Genomic DNA, 19,671 nt, shown 5'->3' with positions numbered 1-19,671 from the left:
AGGGCCTCTTGGCTAGCTGGCTGTCGCTTCGGGAAGCGGTGAGCGCTGCATTCCCACAAAGCGCGGCTGCGCTTCGATACGCGCCAGCCAGGCGCGAATGGCCGGGTAGGGCTCCAGGCTTACTCCGCCTTCGGGGGCGTGGGCGATATAGCTATAGCCCGCCACATCGGCAAGGGTGATGGCATTGCCCACTAAATAGTCTTGCTGTGCTAGCAGCGGTTCGAGAATCGCAAACAGCGCGTGGGCTTTTTTGATGGCGAGTGGGTGGTCGAGCCCAGCGCCAAATACTGTAACCAAACGTGCCGCGCAGGGGCCACTAGCTATCTCTCCGGCCGCCACTGATAGCCAACGTTGCACCTCGGCGGCGTATTTCGGCGCGCTCGGCATCCACGGATGGCCATCGCCATATTGCGCCGCCAAATAGCAGATAATCGCGTTGGAGTCGGCAAGGATGGTGCCGTTATCATCAATCGCGGGCACCTGACCAAAGGGGTTTTTGCGCAGGTACTCGCTGCCCTTGTGTTCGCCATTGGCCATATCCAAATCAACGCTTTGATAGGGCAGATCCAGCAGCGCCAGCATTAGCTCGACCCGGTGGCAGTGGCCGGAGAGTGGGTTGCGATACAGCACGATCGGTGTGTGGTGTGTGGGAAAATGTGGATTCATGGTGGTCTCCTTACTCAGTACACAGGGTGGGTTTACAGGTTTAGCTCGCTGAGCCCAGGATGCTCATCGGGGCGACGGCCCAGAGGCCAGTGGAACTTGCGTTCGCTTTCGCTAATCGGGTGCTCGTTAATGCTGGCGATGCGGCGTTGCATCAGCCCATCGGTGGCAAACTCCCAGTTCTCGTTACCGTAGGCACGAAACCACTGGCCGGAATCGTCGCGAAACTCATAGGCAAAGCGCACCGCAATGCGATTGTCGGTGTATGCCCACAGCTCCTTAATCAGTCGATACTCCAGTTCGCGGGTCCACTTGCGCTTAAGCAGGGCTTTGATCTGGGCACGGCCTGTAACGAACTCGGCGCGGTTACGCCATGGGCAATCCTCGGTGTAAGCCTGGGCAACCCTCTGTGGATCGCGGCTGTTCCAGGCATCTTCGGCGAGGCGGATCTTGGCTCTTGCTGAGGCCTTATCAAAGGGCGGGAGCGGTGGTCTGGACATCGTTGTAGTTCCTTAATTGAAAGTCTGAGGAAACTATAGCGAGCCGTTTTGTTGAAATAATTGGCTATTATTGAAAGATATAATTTCACTATCTGCAATAAAGAGCTTGTAACAAAGAGCTTGTAGTAAAGCGGCTGTAACAAACGCAGCGACTCAAGGAGGAGTCCTATGGACAAGTTGGAAACCATGCGGGTATTTGTGGAAGTCGCTCGGCAGCAAAGCTTCGTTAATGCCGCGCACCAGCTAAGTATGACCTCACCGAAGGTCACCCGTTGTATCGCCGATCTTGAATCGCGCCTTGGTGTGAAGCTGTTTAACCGCACCACCCGGTTGGTGCGGCTAACCGAGCCGGGTACGCGCTTTTTGCAAGACAGCAAGCAGATCTTGGAGGCGCTGGAAGAGGCCGAAGCCGCGGTCTCTGGGGTGTACAGCCAGCCAAAAGGCAAGCTCACCGTCACAGCCCCTGTACTGTTTGGCCAAAAGTATGTGACGCCGCTAGTCAGCGAATATCTGGAGCAGCACCAAGAGGTCAGGGTAGAAGCGCTGTTCTACGACCGCCTGACCAGCATGCTGGAGGAGCAGATCGATGTGGCGGTGCGCATCGGCCACCTCAAAGACTCCGGCCTGTATGCCAGCCAGGTGGGGCAGGTGCGGCGGATGATCTGTGGCTCACCTGACTACTTTGCCAAGTATGGGGTGCCGACCAGCCCGGAGCAGCTGGCAGCGCATCGGATAATCTTTCCGATTAACTCTGAGACCAGCAATGTTTGGCAGTTCGCGGGCAAAGGGAAGAAGCAAGCGATTACCCTCAAGCCACAGCTACGTTGCAACCAAAATGCCGTGGCCTTAAATGCCGCGGTGCAGGGGTTTGGGATCACCCGTCTTATGTCCTATCAAGTTGCTGAGGAGCTGGCAAAGGGCAGCCTGATAAGCGTGTTAAGCGAGTACGAAGAAGCCGTACTGCCGATCCATGTGATTCATCTTGAAGGGCGCAAAACTAGCGCCAAGATCCGCGCCTTTATCGACTTGGCGGTTGAGCGATTGCGCGCTAATCCTTTTCTGAACCCCAGTTTTTAGGCGGGGAGCGGGTGCAGGCCAAGCGAGTGCTCACTTGTCCCTGTGACACAAAAGTTCCGGTATACACTGAGTTTATTGTCAACTATATTGGCGACCGAAAAGCTAAGGCGTTGATGTTAAAGCAGTTCACTAGGGCTAACAGCGAGTGGCTTACACTAGCTCCCTCGGCCCTTTGTCTACGGCTGCCTTTGACCTCTGTCGTCTCGTCGTTTTCACCTCATATACTTCACGGCAGTCATCCCCCGCTGTCGGGTGGTTAATCGGGTTTTGGTAGATAGATATTTCAATGGAGCTGTATGAAAAATAAAATCTTATCTTCGCTCATTCTTTTTCAGTTATCGCTTCCGGGCGTTGCTGACGTTGTTTCTTCAGACGCTATTTTAGAGCCGCGCTCCGCTGGCGCGACTGCTCAACACGAGCTGGTTTCCGTCGATGCGCTAGGCATTCCGGATGATGCAATCAGCGCTACGATCATGCAGCTACAAGGTGAGGGGCGCTTCTCTCCTTTCACCAATCCTCCGGCTAAGCAGTTTGAATCGGATGAGCGTTTTGTGGTGAAGGGCGTGGTGACCGCTATTCAGCAAAGTAGCCTAGGGCGCGATCTGCTGGTTGGCTTTTTTATGCAAGATGAGTTGGGCGATGGTAACCCACTAACCTCGGAGGGGATCTTTGTACCCGGGTTTACCGAAGGTCTGACCGTTGGCGACGAGGTTCTCGCCTATGGCCCGGTCTACGAGCACTACTACTGGACCCAGCTTAAGGCGTCTATTGTTGCGCCAACCGGGCGTAAAAATGTTCAGATCCCCCCTATTGAAGTCGTTGCGCATGAGCAGGACGCCAATTTCAGCGCCACCTTAGAGCGCCATGAAAACATGCTGGTGCAGTTTGCCGCAGAGTCCGACATGCATGTGACCCGCACCTATGGCTTTGACCACAGTGCTAAACGCAGCAATATGGTGATTGCGCATGGCGCCGTTAACGTTCATCCCAATCAAGAGTTTGCCCCCGGCAGTGAGCAAGCGCACCAGCGCCACCAGGATAACGCTGACCGCCGGGTGGTGGTTGAGAGCTTTAGCAAAGCGCCAAAAGGCGTGCTGCCATGGTATCCGGACTTTGGCCTGAATAATGGTGAAGGCCAGACCGATGATTATGTTCGGGTAGGCGCCACGCTTGATGGGGAAGGGTTAATTGGCCCGTTAAATCGCTCCTTTAACGAGTACCGCATTTTTGTGATGAACCAAGCCCAGCAGGCAACCTTTAATCACGATAACGCCGCGCGCAGCGCCAAACCGAAGCTACGTGAAGATGGCGAACTAACCATTGCCAGCTTTAACGTGCTCAACTACTTCAACTCGGATTTTGGCGGCAACCCCAACCCCTTTGGCGACAGCCGAGGAGCTGCCAGCGAGCAAGAGTTCGCCCAGCAAAGCGCCAAGATCGTGAATGCTTTGCTGGCCATCGATGCCGATATCGTTGGCTTGATTGAAGTGGAGAACAACGGCTTTGACGAGGGCTCGGCCATCTTCGACTTAGTCTCCAAGCTCAATCAGCAGTTGCCGCCCGCCAAGCACTACCAAATCCTAAGCAAGCCGGGTGTTGATTACATCGGTCGGGATGTGATCACCAACCACGCCATCTACCGCCCTTCGGTGGTGGCATTGGAGGGCTTTGACACCATCGAGTTGCCCCAGCAGCATGTCGACTTGGGTAACGGTAAGTTTAAACGCGCCAAGCAGCGCGACACGGTAGTGGCAAGCTTTCGTCTGCCTAGCAGCGAGCAAACCATTATCATTGCGGTGAATCACTTCAAATCGAAGGGCTCAAGCTGTTGGGAGGATGATCAGCAAAATGGTGACCCAGATCTGCAAGGATCTTGTGAGAACTTTCGGGTGTCGGCGGCCTACCAGCTTGGCGAGCAGATGGCGCAGTTTGATGGCTATAAGATCCTGATGGGCGATCTCAACTCCTATGCTGGCGAAGACGCCATCATGGTGCTCACCAACCGCGAGCATGCGCCCGCGGACTACTCTATCCATGCCGCCCGCGATACCTATATCGGAGGCGATCAATCCTCGGGTGCGCCACTACACGGCGAGCATGGCGCTTTGATTGAGCAGTCCTATGGCTATGTGAACGTTATCCAGAGTATGCATCCGGGCTCTTTCAGTTATGCCTTCAACGACATTGTCGGCTCCCTCGATTACTTCTTGGCCGAGCCCGCGCTGATGCCCTACATCATCGATGGCACCGACTGGGCGATTAACTCGGTGGAGTCCACCTGGTTTGAGTACGAGCGCAGAAACACCAAAGCCTTTGAGAAGTTTGATGACCCTTATCGCTCCTCCGATCACGATCCTGCGATAGTGGTGTTACGTTTCAGCCAAGCACCAGGCGAGTGGGTGCAGCTTCCCGAGCAGCCCATCGCGCTCCCCGACATCGCACTCCCCGACATCGCAAGGCCACAGCCGGAACAGCCGGCGCAGCTGTTGTTTGATTTGACATCTTTGGCGCAGCAGCAGATTCAGGTCGGCAGCGAGATCCGGGTGCATATCGTGGTCGATGACAATGCGCCAGCGTGGCTGCGTAACTATGCGGTGAATGTGGCGAGGCTACTCACCCAAGAGGAAATTGAGCAGGGCTGGGCGATCTTGGAGCTTGGCGAACTCGCGGCGGGCGACTATCAGCAAAGCCGCTTTCTAGCAGGCGAACTGCTTGATACACAAACATTGCGCGTTAGTCGTGGCGGCATTTTCGCGGCCTTCAACAACGGTGCTTCATCACTGCTGTTGATGGCAATCGGGCTGTTGCTGGTTATCGGTCTGCGCTTGCGGATCCGCGCTAGCCGTTAACCCTCTACACCCGAACACCTTGTGGTTGTTCGGGTATATGTCGCATGGTCGCTTCGAATGCTGAAGCGGCCTGATACCTTCCCTGCTTTACTTCTCTCCTCCTTTCTACAAACCGCTAATACCAATCTGGATAAGTTAATGATCAGATATTGCGCAGGGAAAATCATTGAGGACAAGGAGGCGCTTGCCGTAACTAGTGGACTAATTACAAAAGCGTTGACGCTGTCATCGATGATTTTAACCAGCAAGAATGATCAGTTACTTATGTAGATTGGTATAACAGCATCCATTGCCAAACCCCCAGTATGTTGGGCAACACCCACAAACCTTCATCTTTGTTATTGTCGAATGTTTACTTTTTGCGCGAATGGGTCAAAAATAAACGAAAGATAACGAAAGTTGCATTAGGAAGAGGTAAGGCATGAAGGATATCGTGGCAAGACATAAAGCGGGCTTGGGTGGGGGGATCTGCTCCATCTGTTCGGCGCATCCCAATGTGATCCGGGCGGTACTGCGTTTCGAGAAGTATAGCGATGCGGTCGCGTTGATTGAGGCGACCTCCAATCAGGTCAATCAATTCGGTGGCTACACCGGTATGGTGCCGCGCGATTTTGTGGACTTTGTCCATCAGATCGCGGAAGAAGAGGGCTTTCCGCTGGAGCGCTTAGTGCTCGGTGGCGACCATCTGGGGCCAAATTGCTGGCAAAAAGAATCTGCCGAGCAGGCCATGCTCAAATCTGAGCGCTTGATTGAAGATTACGTGCGCGCTGGCTTTTCCAAGATCCACCTCGATGCATCGATGTCCTGTGCCGACGACCCGGTGCCCCTGCCGCCCATGGAGGTGGCACGGCGGGCAGCACGGCTGGCCTATATTGTCGAGCGCACCGCCACCGAGGAGCAAAAGCGCCAGCTGTGTTATGTGATTGGCACCGAGGTACCGGTACCCGGTGGCGAAAAAGAGGCAATTGAGAGCGTGCATGTCACAGAGGTGTGTGATGCTCGCTCCACCATCGAAACCCACAAGCAGGCCTTTGAAGAGGCGGGCATCTACTCGGCGCTAGAGCGGGTAGTGGGAGTTGTAGTGCAGCCTGCGGTGGAGTTCGACCACTCCAATGTGATCCACTATCGGCGTGAGAATGCTCAGGCCCTGTCGCGCTTTATCGAAGAGACCCCGTATCTGTACGAGGCTCACTCCACCGACTATCAAACCCGTGAGCATCTGCAGGAGATGGTTGAGGACCACTTCGCCATCCTCAAAGTCGGGCCGTGGCTGACCTTTGCCATGCGCGAAGCTATTTTTGCGCTGGCCGAAATCGAGAAACAGATCGTCGACCCGGCCAAGCAGAGCCACCTTAAAGAGGTGATCAACCAAGTGCTGCTGGATAACCGCCAGTACTGGCAAGACTACTACAGCCAAACCTATTCCCACGCCTTGGTGCAGCTTGGCTACAGCCTGTCCGATAGGATCCGCTACTACTGGACCGACGATAAGATAGAGTCGGCCATCGCCCGAATGAACGACAACCTCAGCGCCTGCAGTATTCCATTGGGGCTACTCAGCCAATACCTGCCGAGCCAGTACAAGTTGGTGCTCACCGGCCAGCTGGAGGCAACGCCGCAGGAGATTATCTTGTCCAAGATTGAAGAAGTGCTGGCGGAGTACCGCTTTGCCTGTGAAGGGCAGCAAGTTCCAGTCTTGTCCGAAAGTGCTTAAGGGCTTTATCAGAGAGTGCTTAAAGCACTGAGTGTTTAGGGCTCGCTAATAGAAAAGCCGTGCAGCGATAGCACGGCTTTTTCGTTTTGTACGTTTGGGTCAAGCGCTAAACAAACTGGTGCTGGTAGTGCCCGACATAGTCATCCAGCAACTGGTGATATTGCTGGTAGTGCTGCTGGTAGTCCTGATTGGACTGTGGCGCGACCTGGCTGTTGGGCTGCTCTTGAATATAGTGTTGGCAAAGCTCGCTGATGGTTAGCCCACGGCGATGCAGGTTGCTACGAGCCCAGCAGGCTTGCAGGGCTGCGCCCAAGGCGCCCGCTTCGCCCACCGCCAAGCCCGATACTGGAAGGCCGGAGATATCCGCCAGCATCTGTCGCCATAGCGGGCTCTTGGCGCCGCCGCCAATCAGGCGGATGGCGTTGAACGTCAGCCCAGCTTGCTTGAGCACCTCCACCCCTTTCACCAGGTTGTAGCTGACCGCCTCGACGCCGGCGCGCAGCAGGTTGGCTTGGCTTAGGTTATTGGCGCGCATGCCCAATAGTGCGCCGCTGGCATCGGGCAGGTTGGGCAGGCGCGAGCCGTTAAAGAACGGCAGGCAGCGCAGCCCTTCGGCGCCGATGGGGGCCTGAGCCAGTAGTTGGTCAAAGTCATTGACTGAATGGTTGGTCAGCGCCAGCAGTTGGTTGTTGGCGGTGGTTACGTTCATGGTGCTGGCCAGCGGCAGGTAGCCACCGCTGGAGGAGCAGAAGGTATTTAGATCGGGAAGGGTTGAGGCATCCAGCTGATGCTCGCTGTAGCCATAGACGGTGCCGGAAGTGCCAAGGCTCATGGTCAGCAGGCCGGGGGCGACGTTCCCGGTGCCGATCGCTGCCATCATGTTATCGCCCCCGCCACTGGAGACGATCACCTCCGGCCCACAGCCCAGCAGCGCCTGCACCTCTTTGGTCACCCGGCCACAGCTTTGCTCTGAGTCGATAAGCTCTGGTAGACGAAAGCCTGCCGGCAGATCCAACAGCCCGAGAATGTCGCGCTGGTATTCGCGGAGCTGGGTATCGAAAAAGCCGGTCCCCGAGGCATCACCCGGCTCCGCGGTATAGTTGCCGGTTAGCCGGAAGTTGAGGTAGTCGTGGGGCAGCATCAAGTAGGCGATGCGCTGAAACAGCGCAGGCTGGTGGTGCTTAACCCATAACAGCTTGCCCAAGGTAAAGGCTACCGGCACCGGGATCCCCAGTTGTGCGGGAAAATTTAAGCCATAACGACTTTCGAAATCTTTCAAGGCTTGCTCGGGGCGGGTGTCACACCACAATATTGCATCACGCAGTGGCTGTTGCCGCTCATCGAGGATCACCAGGCCATGTTGCTGACCGGAGACGCCAATGCCTTTAAGTTGCTTGGCGGGGAAGCCACTCTCATTAATGGCTTGTTGTGCTGCTTGGATTAGCGCCTCAAACCACTGCGCAGGCGCCTGCTCACGGGTGCCATCGTCTTTACTTACTAGTTGGTGAGGCTGGTAGGCTTCGCCAATTACCTGTCCTTTATGCCACAGCAGCGCTTTGGTGCCCTGTGTTCCACAGTCTATTCCCAGATACATGTTTCCGTCCGTGTTGATTCAGTCTGTCGCTTACTAGTGTGAACAAAAAAGCGACGATAAATGTGATCAAACAACAGTTTTCGAAAGATAAAGATAGAAAACGAAAGTCATTGGATCTAATTTACAAGGTATCGAAAGTTTTTATCTTGTCAATGAAAGAGTCTTCGAAAAGGAATCATCAATGCTCAGTATTGCCGTGAAAGCAAATAAAAAACTAGAGCTGACCCACATAGCCAAACCAGAGCCCGCTGCTGATGCAGTAATTGTGAAGGTGCACTACTCGGGTCTGTGTGGCTCGGATCTGCCCCGCATTTTCCACAACGGTGCGCATTTCTATCCCATCGTGTTAGGGCATGAATTCTCAGGTGAAGTGGTTGAGCTTGGCGCCGAGGTAGAAGGGCTGGCACTGGGCGATCGCATCGCCTGTGCTCCTTTAGTTCCCTGCGGCGAGTGCAGCGAGTGTCGCGCCGGGCGCTACAGCCTGTGTAAGGATTACAGCTTTGTCGGCTCGCGGGTACAGGGGGCGAACGCTGAGTACGTGCAAGTGCCCGCCAAGTGTTGCTTCAAACTCGACGGCAGCGTTAGCTCGCTGGAAGGGGCCTTCTTTGAGCCACTTACCGTGAGCCTGCACGCCATGCTGATGAACGGCGGCTGCGAGGGCAAGCAAGTGGTGGTAGTTGGGGTGGGCACCATCGGCCTGTTGGCGGTGCAAGCAGCCAAAGCCTTGGGCGCGGCCAGTGTGGTCGCCATCGACATCGACGATGCCAAGCTAGATAAGGCGGCGACCTTAGGCGCTGATCAGTGCATTAACTCGCGCACCGAACAGAGCGCCGACAGCATCGCTAACCCAGAGCAATCACCGCAGTTGCTGCTGGAGACCGCCGGTCATCCGGACACCGTTAAGCTATGTCTAGCAATAGCCGGGCCTCGCGCCACCATCGCGCTGATTGGCACCCTGCACCAAGACCTGCAGATGAGCCATCAAGAGTTCGGCCAAATTCTCCGTAAAGAGCTCAACCTTAGCGGCTCGTGGATGAACTACTCTGCGCCGTATCCCGGCATGGAATGGCAGATCGCCAAAGAGCTGTTTGCCAACAATCAAATCAACACCGAGCTGCTGGTGGATCAGGTATTAGCACCGGATAACTACAGCCAGCAGGTTCTGGCACTGGATGGCCGTAACCCGGCCGGAAAAATTTTACTCAAATGGGGAGAGCAAGCATGAGCTTGACGCATACCAAATACTTGTTGGAGCAGGCGCGCAAGGGAGGGTATGCCGTTCCCGCCTTTAATATCCATAACCTGGAGTCGGTGCACTGCGTACTGGATACCGCCCGGGAAATGGAGTCGCCAGTGATTCTGGCAGGCACGCCTTCCACCTATCAATATGCCGGCACCAGCGAGCTGATCGCCTTGGTCAATGCCGCCGCCAACGAGCGTGGCATGCAGGTAGCACTGCACCTCGATCATCACACCGATATCGAAGACATTGCGACCAAAGTTCAAGGCGGGATCCGCTCGGCGATGATAGACGGCTCTCATTTTAGCTTCGAGGAAAACGTTAACCTCACACAACGCGTGGTGGCACTTTGTCACAGCTATGGATGTAGTGTAGAAGCGGAGCTAGGCCAGCTTGTCGGCCAAGAAGACGACCTGATTGTCGACCATGTTGCAGAGCCTTATACCGACCCGCAGCAAGCCGCCGAGTTTGTCGATCGCACCGGCATCGATGCGCTGGCAGTCGCGATTGGTACGGCCCACGGGCTGTATAAGGAAGAGCCGCGTTTGGACTTTGTACGGCTGCAAGCGATTGCTGAATTGGTGTCGATTCCGCTAGTGCTACACGGCGCTTCTGGAGTGTCGGCCGAAGATGTGCGGCGCTGCGTGAGTATGGGGATTGCCAAGGTAAACGTTGCTACTGAGCTGAAGATTGCCTACGCCGACACCCTCAAGCAAGTGTTCCAGGATGACCCCTCGGTGAACGACCCACGGGTCTACAACGTGGAAGCCAAGCTGGCGATGGCCAACGTCATCAAACAGAAAATCGATATCTGCGGCAGCGCCGGACGCTTATAGGAGCCGACATGTTAAAAGGAATCAGCCCACTTATTCCCCCTGAGTTGCTCTATCAACTGGCCCGCATGGGCCACGGCGATGAGTTGGTACTCAGCGACATCCACTTCCCAGCGCATAGCTGTAACCAGACGGTGATTCAGGCGCGTGGCTGCGAGGTCTCGGAGCTGGCGGCCGCCATCTGTGAGCTTATCGAGCTTGACCAATATGTGCCTGACAAGGCGGTGGTAATGAAGACCGTGGGTGATGACCGCTACCCAGAAGGGCTGCTCGATGAGTACCAGCGGGCGCTACCCAAAGGCACCGAGCTCTACTCAGTAGAACGCTTCGAGTTCTACGACCGCACCCAAAGTGCCAGCTGTGTGGTGGTCACTGGCACTACCCGTAAGTACGGAAATTTATTACTAAAAAAAGGCGTTACGCCAACTAACTAAACGCGCTGCAAGTTAAGGAATGACCATGAGTAGTCCAATACTGACCATGAGCGGAGTCTCCAAGGCCTTTACCGGGGTTCAGGCGCTCGACAATGTGCACATTCAGTTGCGCGCTGGCGAGGTTCACGCGCTGATGGGCGAGAACGGGGCCGGCAAATCCACCCTGATGAAGGTGCTGATTGGCGTGCACCAGGCCGACCAAGGCTGTATTACCTACAAGGGTGAGGAGCGGGCCTTTAGCTCGGTGCTGGAGGCGCAGCAGGCGGGGATCTCGATGATCTTCCAAGAGCTGAATCTGATCCCGCATCTGTCGGTGGCTGAGAACATCTTCTTTGCTCGCGAGCCGCTCAAGAACGGACTGATTGACTACCCCACCATGCAGCGCAAAGCCGCCGAACTACTCAAGATGTTCGACATCGATGTGCTGCCCACCGACATCGTGAACACCCTGTCGGTGGCCAAGCAGCAGATGGTGGAGATCGCCAAGTCGCTGAGCTTCGATGTGGAAATCCTGATTATGGATGAGCCCACCTCGGCGCTCACTGACCGCGAGATCGACGCGCTATTCGAGCTGGTGGACAAACTGCGCGCCAAGGGCGTGGCGATTGTCTACATCTCCCATCGGATGAACGAGCTGAAGCGGATCTGCGACCATATCACCATCTTCCGTGATGGCCAGTATGTCTCGAACCACCGCTTCGACGAAATTAGCATGGACGAGATCATCGCCAAGATGGTCGGCCGTACCCTCGATAACCACTTCCCGGCCAAGCAAGCAAAGATCTGCGACGACCTGATCTTCTCGGCCATGAACGTGGCCCGCGCCGGGGTATTCGCGCCGCTGAACTTTGACCTGCGCAAGGGCGAGATCCTAGCGATTACCGGGCTGGTCGGTGCCAAGCGTACCGAGCTAGCCCGGGCTTTGTTCGGCGCCGACAAGTTAACCCAAGGCGATATCTTGGTGCATGGGGTGAAGCAGATGATTCGCAAGCCCTCCGATGCCATTAAAGCCGGGGTCGCCTACCTCTCGGAAGACCGCAAGCTTAACGGTGTGGCGGTCAAGATGAGTATCCGCGAGAACACCACCATGGCCTCCATGGACAAGGTGAGCAACAGCATGGGCGTGATATCGCACAAGGCGGAAGTAGAGGCTGCCAACACCTTTATCGACAAGATGGCCATCAAAACCCCCACGGTGGAGCAGCTGGTGAACAACCTCTCCGGCGGCAACCAGCAGAAGGTGGTGATTGGCAAATGGCTGTTCCGCGATGCCAAGGTGATGATCTTCGATGAGCCGACTCGCGGTATCGACGTCGGCGCAAAATACGCGATCTACCAATTACTGGATGAACTGGCCAGCGAAGGAGTTGGGGTAATCATGATTTCCTCCGAGTTGCCAGAGGTGCTCGGCATGTCTGACCGGGTCGTTGTGATGAAGGAGGGGCAGATGACAGCGATGTTGAACACCCCGGAAACCAATCAGGAAGAGATTATGCAATACGCAACAGGGGTGAAGAACATGTTTCCCGAGCTAGAGGAGGCGATCTAATGAGTGAAAAACAAAAAGCCATGCTGCAAAAGCTTGCCTCGCTGGGCGGCCTGTTCGCACTGTTGGTGGTGTTCTCGCTAACCAGCCAACACTTTATGACCATGAGCAACATCATGACCGTGGGGCTGCAAACCTCCACCATTACCATCATCGGTATCGGCGTGATGCTGACCATTATCACCGGCGGTATCGACCTGTCGATTGGCTCGGTGATGGCCCTCTCCGGCGTGACTGCCGCGATGGCGGTAAACGCGGGTCTGCCGGTGCCACTGGGCATGCTGGTGGGCGTGTTAACTGGCGGCTGCTGTGGCCTGATTAGCGGCCTGTTTGTGGCCAAGCTGCGCCTGCCACCGTTTATCGCCACCCTTGGCATGATGATGATGGCGCGCGGTGTGGCGCTGTATATCACCAACGCCGCGCCCGTATCTGGCATGCCCGAGTCCTTCTCTTATCTGGGCAACGGCGCGCTATTTCGCATGGTAGAGATCGGCGAGAACGGCTTCCCGCTGGTCAAGTTCGCCGGCATTCCCTATCCGGTGATCGTGATGCTGATTGTGGTGGCGCTGTTTGCCTTCGTGCTCAAGCGTACCCGCATCGGCCGCTACCTCTATGCCATTGGCTCCAACGAAGAAGCAGCCCGCCTCTCGGGTATCGATACCGACAAGGTGAAGATGGTCGCGTATACCGCCTCCGGCGCCTTAGCAGGCCTGGCAGGCATCATTATCGCCAGCCGTCTGGTTACCGCTCAGCCCAACGGCAGCGTGATGGCCGAGCTGGATGCGATTGCCTCGGCTGTGGTTGGCGGCACCTCGCTGATGGGCGGCGTGGGCACCGTGGCAGGGGCCGTGATTGGCTCGTTCATCATCGGTGTGCTGCGTAATGGCCTAAATATGAACGGCGTCAGCTTCTTTGTTCAACAGATTGTTATTGGTGGCGTGATTGTCGCTACCGTCGCGTACGACCAGTATCGGACGCACTCTGGTAATAAACCGAAAAACCCTACAGAAAAAACCAAAAAGGATATAAAAGGCATGAAAGTCAATAAAATAGCTACGATAGCAACGCTTGCTTTGTGTATGAGTACCTTTGGCTGGAGTACCTCCGCCATGGCTGCCGCCAAGGAAATCGCAGTAGTGGTGAAAACCGAGAATTCCAACTTCTGGCAGAACGTACGCGGTGGTTCCACCGATGCAGGTAACGAGTTAAGTGAGTACAACGTCACCTTCCAGGGCCCGGCTGCCGAGACCGCCGTGGACGAGCAGGTGAACATGATTCAAAACGCGCTGAACCGTGGTGTCGCCGGTTTGGTGGTCGCCCCAACTGACCCGAACGCGCTAGTGCCAGCTCTGAAAGCGGCCTGGGAGCGCGGCGTGCCAGTAGCGCTGATTGACTCCGGCCTGAACGACGACGGCAAATACCATCAGTCCTTCCTGTCTACCGATAATCGCGCTGCCGGTAAACTAGCTGCCGAGCAGATGATTGCCGCGCTGGATGGCCGCAAGGGTAAGATTGCCATGATGAGCTTTACTGCCGGCTCAGGCTCGGCCATGGACCGCGATGGCGGCTTCCAGGAGGCCATCGAAGCGGCGGGTTACGAAGTGATTGGTCCGTTCTACTCCAACGCCGATATGGCCACCGCGCTTAACCAAACCGTGGACGTACTGGCCTCGAACAGCGACCTAGTGGGTATCTTCGGGTCTAACGAACCTACCGCAGTGGGCATGGCGCGCGCCATCGAGCAGCGTGGTTATGCTGGCAAGATTGTGGCGGTTGCCTTTGACGGTAACTCCGACATCCAACAGTTTGTTCGCGATGGCGTGCTGCACGGCGCGGTAGTGCAATCTTCCTACGGCATGGGTAACGAGGGCGTGAAAGCCGTCGCTAAAATCCTGCAAGGTGAGAAGATCGCCGATTACATCGACACCGGTGTGGTGTACGTGACTAAAGACAATATTGATAGCCCAGAAGCGGTTGCAGTTCTCTACTAAGCCTAACTTGCAGTGGTCATGACTCCCCCGGCACTGCCGGGGGCTGAGGAGGAAAGATGACAATAACAACAGATATGGTGGTCGCTCAATCGCTTATTCCCACCAAACAACTTCGCACTGGCGCAGCGATGCCGGCCATCGGTATGGGCACCTTCGGCTCGGACCGCTTTGGCCCCGAGGAAGTCTCTGAGGCGGTATACGGCGCGCTTCGCTCCGGCTACCGGCTGATCGACTGCGCCTCTATCTATGGCAACGAGCAGCAGATTGGCGAGGTATTGGTGCGGGCTCAGCAAGATTTTGCGATTCCCCGTGAAGAGCTATTCATCACCTCCAAGGTATGGAACGACCAGCACGACAACGTGATTGCCTCTTGCAAGCAATCGCTGCAGGACCTGCAGTTGGACTATCTGGACCTGTACTTGGTGCACTGGCCATTCCCTAACTTCCACCCGATTGGCTGTGATGGTGACTCCCGTAGCCCCGATGCCACGCCCTACATCCACGAGGCCTTTATGAAGACCTGGCGGCAGATGGAGCAACTGGTGGAGATGGGGCTGGTGAAAGCCATTGGCACCTCCAATATGACCATTCCCAAGCTGGAATTGGTGCTGCGCGATGCCGCGATAAAGCCTGCGGTGAGCGAGATGGAGTGTCATCCACTGTTCCAACAGCAAGCAATGTTCGACTACCTTACCACTAACGATATCGTGCCCATCGGCTTTTGCCCGATTGGCTCACCAACTCGCCCGGATCGCGATAAGACCGCCGAGGACTTGGTGGATATCGAGCATCCGGTGGTGCAGGCTGCGGCCAAGCGCTTGGGCGTGCATCCGGCAATTATCTGTATCAAGTGGGCGGTGCAGCGCGGCCACGTACCTATTCCTTTCTCCGTGAGAGAGAACGAGTACTATTCCAATTTGCGCAGCGTGACCGAGCACCCGCTCACCGATCAGGAGATGCAGGATTTGGCCAAGATCGACGCTAATAACCGTTTGATCAAAGGCCAGGTATTCCTGTGGGAAGGCTCTAAAGGCTGGGAAGACCTGTGGGATTTAGATGGCACTATCGCCTCGTGAACCTGCCTCGTAAATCCGCCTAGTCTTGTCATTGATACTTTCATTAAATGGCAGTTTACTTCAATCACTTATCGGGTAAACTGCCTTTCAAGGAATTTGAAGGCAATCGAAAGAATCCGGCGGGAATGCCGAGGCTGCTCTTAAGATAAAGAGCAGACATAGATTGTACACAGTGAGTTGGTTGCAGAAGGTTAGTAGATGAACCCATTAAAGCGTAGAGAGAAGATCCTGGAGCTGTTAACCCAGCGTGAGCAGGTGGAAGTGAAAGAGCTCTCCAGCATGTTTGACACCTCCGAGGTGACCCTTCGCTCCGACCTTAAGCTACTGGAGCAGCAAGGTAAACTGAAACGCTTCTTCGGCGGTGCCCAAGCACTGCACTCGCTACCGCTCTCGCAAAAAGAGCAAGAACAGAACATCGAAAGTCGCTACGACATCAACAAAGACTCCAAACAGCGCATCGCCATGGCCGCCGCCGAACTGGTCACCAAGGGCGATTCAATCATTATCGATAGCGGCAGCACCACCCACTTAGTGGCGGCAGAGCTGGCCAAAAGTGGCGGCTATACCGTGGTCACTAATAATCTACCGGCCTCATCGGCGCTCATGGACGCTCCAGAGATGACGCTGGTAATTGTCGGCGGCACCTACCGTAGCAAAACCAAATCGCTGCATGGCTACCAGGCCGAGCAATGCCTGCAGAACGTACAGGCCGACGTGTTGTTTGTCGGCGCCGATGGCATCGACCCGGATAAGGGCATTACCACCTTCAACGAGGGCTATGCGATTACCGACGTGATGGCCAAGTGCGTACAGAAGGTCATCGCCGTGGTAGACTCCAGCAAGATGGGCCGGATTGGCTTTAACCGCGTGCTGGAAGCACAACGCATCGATACCCTAGTCACCGACAAGGCCATCGCGCCTGAGACCAAAGCCCAGTTCGAAGCCTTGGGGATCGACGTTATCACCGTGTAGTAAGGACCTCACAATGCCGATATTGGTAGTAGTGGTTATCGGTTTTATCTTGGGGCAGGGTAGCCAGCGTTGGCTGAGCGAGTCCCGCTGTAAGTCTATTGGTTTAATCCTCAGCCGCTTCTCCCTTGGCGTGCTGATCCCTTTTACCGTATTCAACGCCCTGTGGCAGCTCGAGCATATCGAGCGCAGCCTGCTGCTGTTGCCGCTATTTGGCGTTATGGCGGTGGTTGTGGGGGTATTGTTGGCCTTCGCGCTATCGCGCCATTATCAGCTCAGTCCCCAGCAAACCGGCGCGATGGTGCCGATTGCCGCCATCTACAACTGGGGCTCGCTCGGCAACTTGGTGGTGTTCTTACTGTTTGGCGAGAGTGGGGTGGCGCTACTGGCCATCTACAAGCTCTGTGAGGAGCTGATGTACTTTGGCTGGGTCTTCCCCTTCGCCCGGCGCAGCAGCCTGGCTGATGATATCCCAGCGCGCCGCTCAATATGGCGCGACCCGCTGTTCCTACTGATGCTCACCGTGATTTCCCTTGGCTTTGCTCTAAACCTTTCCGGCATTCCCCGGCCGGCATGGATTACCGAGGTGATCCCCTGGACCGTGCCCATGTCGGCTATCTTGATGATATTTGCGGTGGGGCTGACCTTTAACACCCGTGGTAATCAAGCCTGGGCACCGATTGCCCTGCGCTTGTCCGTGCTGCGCCCGCTACTGGTACTCAGCTTTGTGGCGGGGCTGCTAACGGTGTTTGACTTATGGGGCGCCTACGATGGACTGCTGGCGGGGGTGTGCTTGATGCTCAGCGCCATGCCGACCGGGTTTATGGCGACCGTGCCATCGCTGCTTTATCGGCTGGATCAGGATGTGGCGAATACCTGTTGGTTGTATAGCTTTTTGGTGGCGGGGCCGGTGATTTTAGGATTGGGGTATGTGTTGGGTTAGGTAATGGGTCTTGCTTGGGGTTTTCTTAGGTTCGCGCCCTTAATGTTGTGATGCTTAACTGATAAAAAGATGATTGGTAGTGGTTTCTGGTATTGTTAATAATCTCTCCTAGATATTTCATCTATTCACGAAACTCTCTTAGGAGCGAGTTGATGTCTGAAACAAATTCTTCCAATAATCGCTGGAAAGATTGGAGCGCGACAGATCGTTCTAATCTTCTAGCCAGCTTTGCGCCGCATCGTACTAGAAAGCTGCTTTCTCGAATGTCTCTTGCAGAACAGCAGGAGATATTTCTCTCTCGAGAGCCGGAAAGACAGCTTCGCTTCTTAGGGCGTTTACCTGGGCGCCAGCTCCTTCCTTTTTTGGAAAGCCTGACTGAGGAACAACGACAAAGTTTTGAAGAAAGCTTGGACGATGAGCAGCAAGCCAAACTCAAGTACCTGCTAGACTACAGCCCAATTTTTCTTTCCAATCTCGCTTTCAATAGCTTAGTGGCTGTACTCAGCTTGTTACTGCTAGCTGCTAACTATTTAGTGATAAGCAACCTCGATGTCGCTTATGTGCTCGCTGCCGTTGAGCTTGGCGTTCACAGCTTTTGGCTGTTTCCTGGCGTATTGTTGGTTGGCGTTCTGATCTTCTCCCGTTCAAGAAAGCCTATATGGAGTTTACTCGGTACGAGCTTGACCTCTGTTAGCGCCATCGCCATCTTACATTTAGCTTTTATCTTTACTTGGGGGGCGCTGGATGAGGTGCCAGCCTTACTTCGCTTTAGTGCTTCATTAATCATGCTGTTGTGGATGATCAGTGTGGTTAAGCCTCAGTGGTTTAAGGAGAAGCCCGACTGCGCATTCTTAGCACTTGTTGGCTTTTTTGTCATAGTGGCCATTAACATGGCTACGGGATGGTGGACAATGAGCTACGTAACGTGGTTCTTAGGGGCGTTATTTAGCTTGGTAACAGGGTATGCTTGGGGAACCAGAGAGTTTGGTTACAGCCCCAGCTCCAATCCTTTGCCCACCTATGACGACAGCCAACCTACTCTTGACCGCGCCGTGAGCTGCTGCGGCACGATATTTGCAGGTTGGTTTGCGGCCTTGTTGGGTTTGTTTTATCTCATCTTTCTACACTGGTTGGTACATATTCTGGTGTCTCCTTTTATGGGGAAGCGTTAAGTCAGTGAAGTTCACGCGATTTGCGGGGAAGGCCCTATACCGAAGGGGACGAAATGGCGGTCATCATCGGCCATCAGTAGTTGGTAGAAGGGATTAATCAAAAGGGGCGATGTTCGCCCCTTTGTTTTTCCTGGGTTTGGCGCTACTTACCTTTTGCCATCCGTGCTTTTAGGTCGGCGAAAGGATTGTGGGTGGCCTGCTCGCGCTCCAGATCCTCACCTGCTTTTACTGTAGAGCCATATTGCTTGGCCTCGGTGTACTTCGAGTGCTCATGATCATGACAATACAGGCACAGCAGCTCCCAGTTCGAGCCGTCGGCAGGGTTATTGCTGTGGTCATGGTCGATGTGATGCACGGTTAACTCGCGCAGGTTGGAGTAAACAAACTCGCGGGTGCAGCGACCGCATACCCAAGGAAAGAGTTTCAAAGCCTGCTCGCGATAGCCGCGCTCTAAGCTGGCGTATTGTTTAGGGATGTAAGCCATGTGTTGTTCAGAATGCAGTTAAACCAGCGGCCATGATAGCAGTTGGTCGGGGATTGTCATCGGTTAGGGCCTGCAAGTGTGAGAGCGTTCCTTTTCTACCGGTGGTATTAGGCTAGATTGATTGGCTGCTACGCTAACTTTTTCGGCCTAGCTGAATAGGGCGGCTATCGGCAAGACTTCCCCTCTTTTTCTACAGCGCAAAATGCTACACATCAGGAGAAAGAATGATCGATGTGTAGTGGTCAAGTTAAATTGGCCACGGTTTTGTATTCAAGCCAGTACCTTCGCTCTGACTCATTGGGTGTCAGCCCGCCGTTATATTGATGCGGCCTGAGCTGACTGTAATAGCCCGTTACGTATCGTGATATCTCACTCTGTGCCTCACTGATACTGCGATAGCCGGTCATCGGTATCCATTCTGTTTTTAAACTTCTGAAGAAGCGTTCCATCGGGCTATTATCCCAACAGTTACCGCGTCGACTCATGCTCTGTTTTATCTGGTAACGCCAGAGCTGTTGGCGAAAGCGTCGGCTGGTATAGTGGCTTCCTTGGTCACTATGGAACATCAAGTCTTTCGGTTTTCCAC

General features: G+C 55.0%; 17 protein-coding genes. 12 read left to right on the top strand and 5 right to left on the bottom strand.

Annotated features, from left to right (window positions below; genetic code table 11):
• Window positions 1-12: 12 nt before the first annotated feature.
• Both G462_RS0112075 and G462_RS0112070 read right to left on the bottom strand, forming a co-directional pair.
• Window positions 13-666: a glutathione S-transferase family protein gene (locus G462_RS0112075; protein ID WP_026959216.1), complete on the bottom strand. Its 654-nt coding sequence runs from the start codon at window positions 664-666 to the stop codon at window positions 13-15.
• Between the two features lie 32 nt (window positions 667-698).
• Window positions 699-1,163, bottom strand: coding sequence for a nuclear transport factor 2 family protein (locus tag G462_RS0112070; protein ID WP_026959215.1), 465 nt, complete (start codon window positions 1,161-1,163; stop codon window positions 699-701).
• A 168-nt stretch (window positions 1,164-1,331) separates the two neighbouring features.
• Here G462_RS0112070 and G462_RS0112065 point away from each other — a divergent pair, with 168 nt between their 5' ends.
• The 3 genes from G462_RS0112065 (at window position 1,332) to gatZ (ending at window position 6,803) form a co-directional block, all read left to right on the top strand.
• Entirely contained in the window at window positions 1,332-2,240 is a 909-nt protein-coding gene (locus G462_RS0112065; protein WP_026959214.1) for a LysR family transcriptional regulator, read from the top strand.
• A 296-nt stretch (window positions 2,241-2,536) separates the two neighbouring features.
• Entirely contained in the window at window positions 2,537-5,089 is a 2,553-nt protein-coding gene (locus G462_RS22670) for an ExeM/NucH family extracellular endonuclease (protein ID WP_051326718.1), read from the top strand.
• A 421-nt stretch (window positions 5,090-5,510) separates the two neighbouring features.
• Window positions 5,511-6,803, top strand: coding sequence for a tagatose-bisphosphate aldolase subunit GatZ (gene gatZ, locus G462_RS0112050; protein ID WP_026959212.1), 1,293 nt, complete (start codon window positions 5,511-5,513; stop codon window positions 6,801-6,803).
• Between the two features lie 106 nt (window positions 6,804-6,909).
• On the opposite strand, the gene xylB is transcribed toward gatZ, so the two are convergent.
• Window positions 6,910-8,397, bottom strand: a complete 1,488-nt coding sequence (xylB, locus tag G462_RS0112045) for a xylulokinase (RefSeq protein WP_026959211.1) — start codon at window positions 8,395-8,397, stop codon at window positions 6,910-6,912.
• Window positions 8,398-8,578: 181 nt separating this feature from the next.
• Between xylB and G462_RS0112040 the strand changes: the two genes are divergently transcribed.
• The 9 genes from G462_RS0112040 (at window position 8,579) to G462_RS0111995 (ending at window position 18,601) form a co-directional block, all read left to right on the top strand.
• Window positions 8,579-9,622: an alcohol dehydrogenase catalytic domain-containing protein gene (locus G462_RS0112040; protein ID WP_026959210.1), complete on the top strand. Its 1,044-nt coding sequence runs from the start codon at window positions 8,579-8,581 to the stop codon at window positions 9,620-9,622.
• Complete coding sequence (gene gatY, locus G462_RS0112035) at window positions 9,619-10,473, top strand: tagatose-bisphosphate aldolase subunit GatY (protein ID WP_026959209.1); 855 nt, start codon at window positions 9,619-9,621, stop codon at window positions 10,471-10,473. Before G462_RS0112040 ends, gatY begins: the two co-directional genes overlap by 4 nt.
• Window positions 10,474-10,481: 8 nt before the next feature.
• A complete protein-coding gene (gene fucU, locus G462_RS0112030; protein ID WP_026959208.1) occupies window positions 10,482-10,904 on the top strand; it encodes an L-fucose mutarotase in 423 nt (140 codons plus the stop codon).
• A gap of 25 nt (window positions 10,905-10,929) precedes the next feature.
• Window positions 10,930-12,453, top strand: coding sequence for a sugar ABC transporter ATP-binding protein (locus G462_RS0112025; protein ID WP_026959207.1), 1,524 nt, complete (start codon window positions 10,930-10,932; stop codon window positions 12,451-12,453).
• Window positions 12,453-14,441: a substrate-binding domain-containing protein gene (locus tag G462_RS24775; RefSeq protein ID WP_211234219.1), complete on the top strand. Its 1,989-nt coding sequence runs from the start codon at window positions 12,453-12,455 to the stop codon at window positions 14,439-14,441. The genes G462_RS0112025 and G462_RS24775 overlap by 1 nt, the downstream gene beginning before the upstream one ends.
• Window positions 14,442-14,497: 56 nt before the next feature.
• Window positions 14,498-15,517, top strand: coding sequence for an aldo/keto reductase (locus G462_RS0112010; RefSeq protein WP_211234218.1), 1,020 nt, complete (start codon window positions 14,498-14,500; stop codon window positions 15,515-15,517).
• A gap of 198 nt (window positions 15,518-15,715) precedes the next feature.
• A complete protein-coding gene (locus G462_RS0112005) occupies window positions 15,716-16,489 on the top strand; it encodes a DeoR/GlpR family DNA-binding transcription regulator (RefSeq protein WP_026959205.1) in 774 nt (257 codons plus the stop codon).
• 13 nt (window positions 16,490-16,502) lie between these two features.
• Window positions 16,503-17,429 carry an AEC family transporter gene (locus G462_RS0112000; protein ID WP_026959204.1) on the top strand — a complete coding sequence of 309 codons (927 nt, stop codon included), beginning with the start codon at window positions 16,503-16,505 and terminating at the stop codon, window positions 17,427-17,429.
• A 152-nt stretch (window positions 17,430-17,581) separates the two neighbouring features.
• Complete coding sequence (locus G462_RS0111995) at window positions 17,582-18,601, top strand: magnesium transporter MgtE N-terminal domain-containing protein (protein ID WP_157378611.1); 1,020 nt, start codon at window positions 17,582-17,584, stop codon at window positions 18,599-18,601.
• Window positions 18,602-18,743: 142 nt separating this feature from the next.
• On the opposite strand, the gene G462_RS0111990 is transcribed toward G462_RS0111995, so the two are convergent.
• Window positions 18,744-19,085: a YajD family HNH nuclease gene (locus G462_RS0111990; RefSeq protein WP_026959202.1), complete on the bottom strand. Its 342-nt coding sequence runs from the start codon at window positions 19,083-19,085 to the stop codon at window positions 18,744-18,746.
• A 242-nt stretch (window positions 19,086-19,327) separates the two neighbouring features.
• A partial coding sequence (locus G462_RS0111985; protein ID WP_026959201.1) for an integrase core domain-containing protein occupies window positions 19,328-19,671 on the bottom strand: 344 nt, incomplete at its 5' end.

The sequence above is a fragment of the Aliagarivorans taiwanensis DSM 22990 genome, assembly GCF_000429505.1.
GTDB lineage: Bacteria > Pseudomonadota > Gammaproteobacteria > Enterobacterales > Celerinatantimonadaceae > Aliagarivorans > Aliagarivorans taiwanensis.
The sequence above is the reverse complement of the archived record's forward strand: the minus strand, read 5'-3'. Positions and strand labels throughout refer to the sequence as shown.

What these genes read in the sequence shown, in the direction of transcription:
- G462_RS0112010 (WP_211234218.1), top strand. Translation starts at nt 14,498, where the DNA reads ATGACAATAACAACAGATATGGTGGTCGCTCAATCGCTTATTCCCACC.
- G462_RS0111990 (WP_026959202.1), bottom strand. Translation starts at nt 19,085, where the DNA reads ATGGCTTACATCCCTAAACAATACGCCAGCTTAGAGCGCGGCTATCGC.
- G462_RS0112025 (WP_026959207.1), top strand. Translation starts at nt 10,930, where the DNA reads ATGAGTAGTCCAATACTGACCATGAGCGGAGTCTCCAAGGCCTTTACC.
- G462_RS0112040 (WP_026959210.1), top strand. Translation starts at nt 8,579, where the DNA reads ATGCTCAGTATTGCCGTGAAAGCAAATAAAAAACTAGAGCTGACCCAC.
- xylB (WP_026959211.1), bottom strand. Translation starts at nt 8,397, where the DNA reads ATGTATCTGGGAATAGACTGTGGAACACAGGGCACCAAAGCGCTGCTG.
- G462_RS0111995 (WP_157378611.1), top strand. Translation starts at nt 17,582, where the DNA reads ATGTCTGAAACAAATTCTTCCAATAATCGCTGGAAAGATTGGAGCGCG.
- G462_RS0112005 (WP_026959205.1), top strand. Translation starts at nt 15,716, where the DNA reads ATGAACCCATTAAAGCGTAGAGAGAAGATCCTGGAGCTGTTAACCCAG.
- fucU (WP_026959208.1), top strand. Translation starts at nt 10,482, where the DNA reads ATGTTAAAAGGAATCAGCCCACTTATTCCCCCTGAGTTGCTCTATCAA.
- G462_RS22670 (WP_051326718.1), top strand. Translation starts at nt 2,537, where the DNA reads ATGAAAAATAAAATCTTATCTTCGCTCATTCTTTTTCAGTTATCGCTT.
- G462_RS0112065 (WP_026959214.1), top strand. Translation starts at nt 1,332, where the DNA reads ATGGACAAGTTGGAAACCATGCGGGTATTTGTGGAAGTCGCTCGGCAG.
- G462_RS0112000 (WP_026959204.1), top strand. Translation starts at nt 16,503, where the DNA reads ATGCCGATATTGGTAGTAGTGGTTATCGGTTTTATCTTGGGGCAGGGT.
- G462_RS24775 (WP_211234219.1), top strand. Translation starts at nt 12,453, where the DNA reads ATGAGTGAAAAACAAAAAGCCATGCTGCAAAAGCTTGCCTCGCTGGGC.
- G462_RS0112070 (WP_026959215.1), bottom strand. Translation starts at nt 1,163, where the DNA reads ATGTCCAGACCACCGCTCCCGCCCTTTGATAAGGCCTCAGCAAGAGCC.
- G462_RS0112075 (WP_026959216.1), bottom strand. Translation starts at nt 666, where the DNA reads ATGAATCCACATTTTCCCACACACCACACACCGATCGTGCTGTATCGC.
- gatY (WP_026959209.1), top strand. Translation starts at nt 9,619, where the DNA reads ATGAGCTTGACGCATACCAAATACTTGTTGGAGCAGGCGCGCAAGGGA.
- gatZ (WP_026959212.1), top strand. Translation starts at nt 5,511, where the DNA reads ATGAAGGATATCGTGGCAAGACATAAAGCGGGCTTGGGTGGGGGGATC.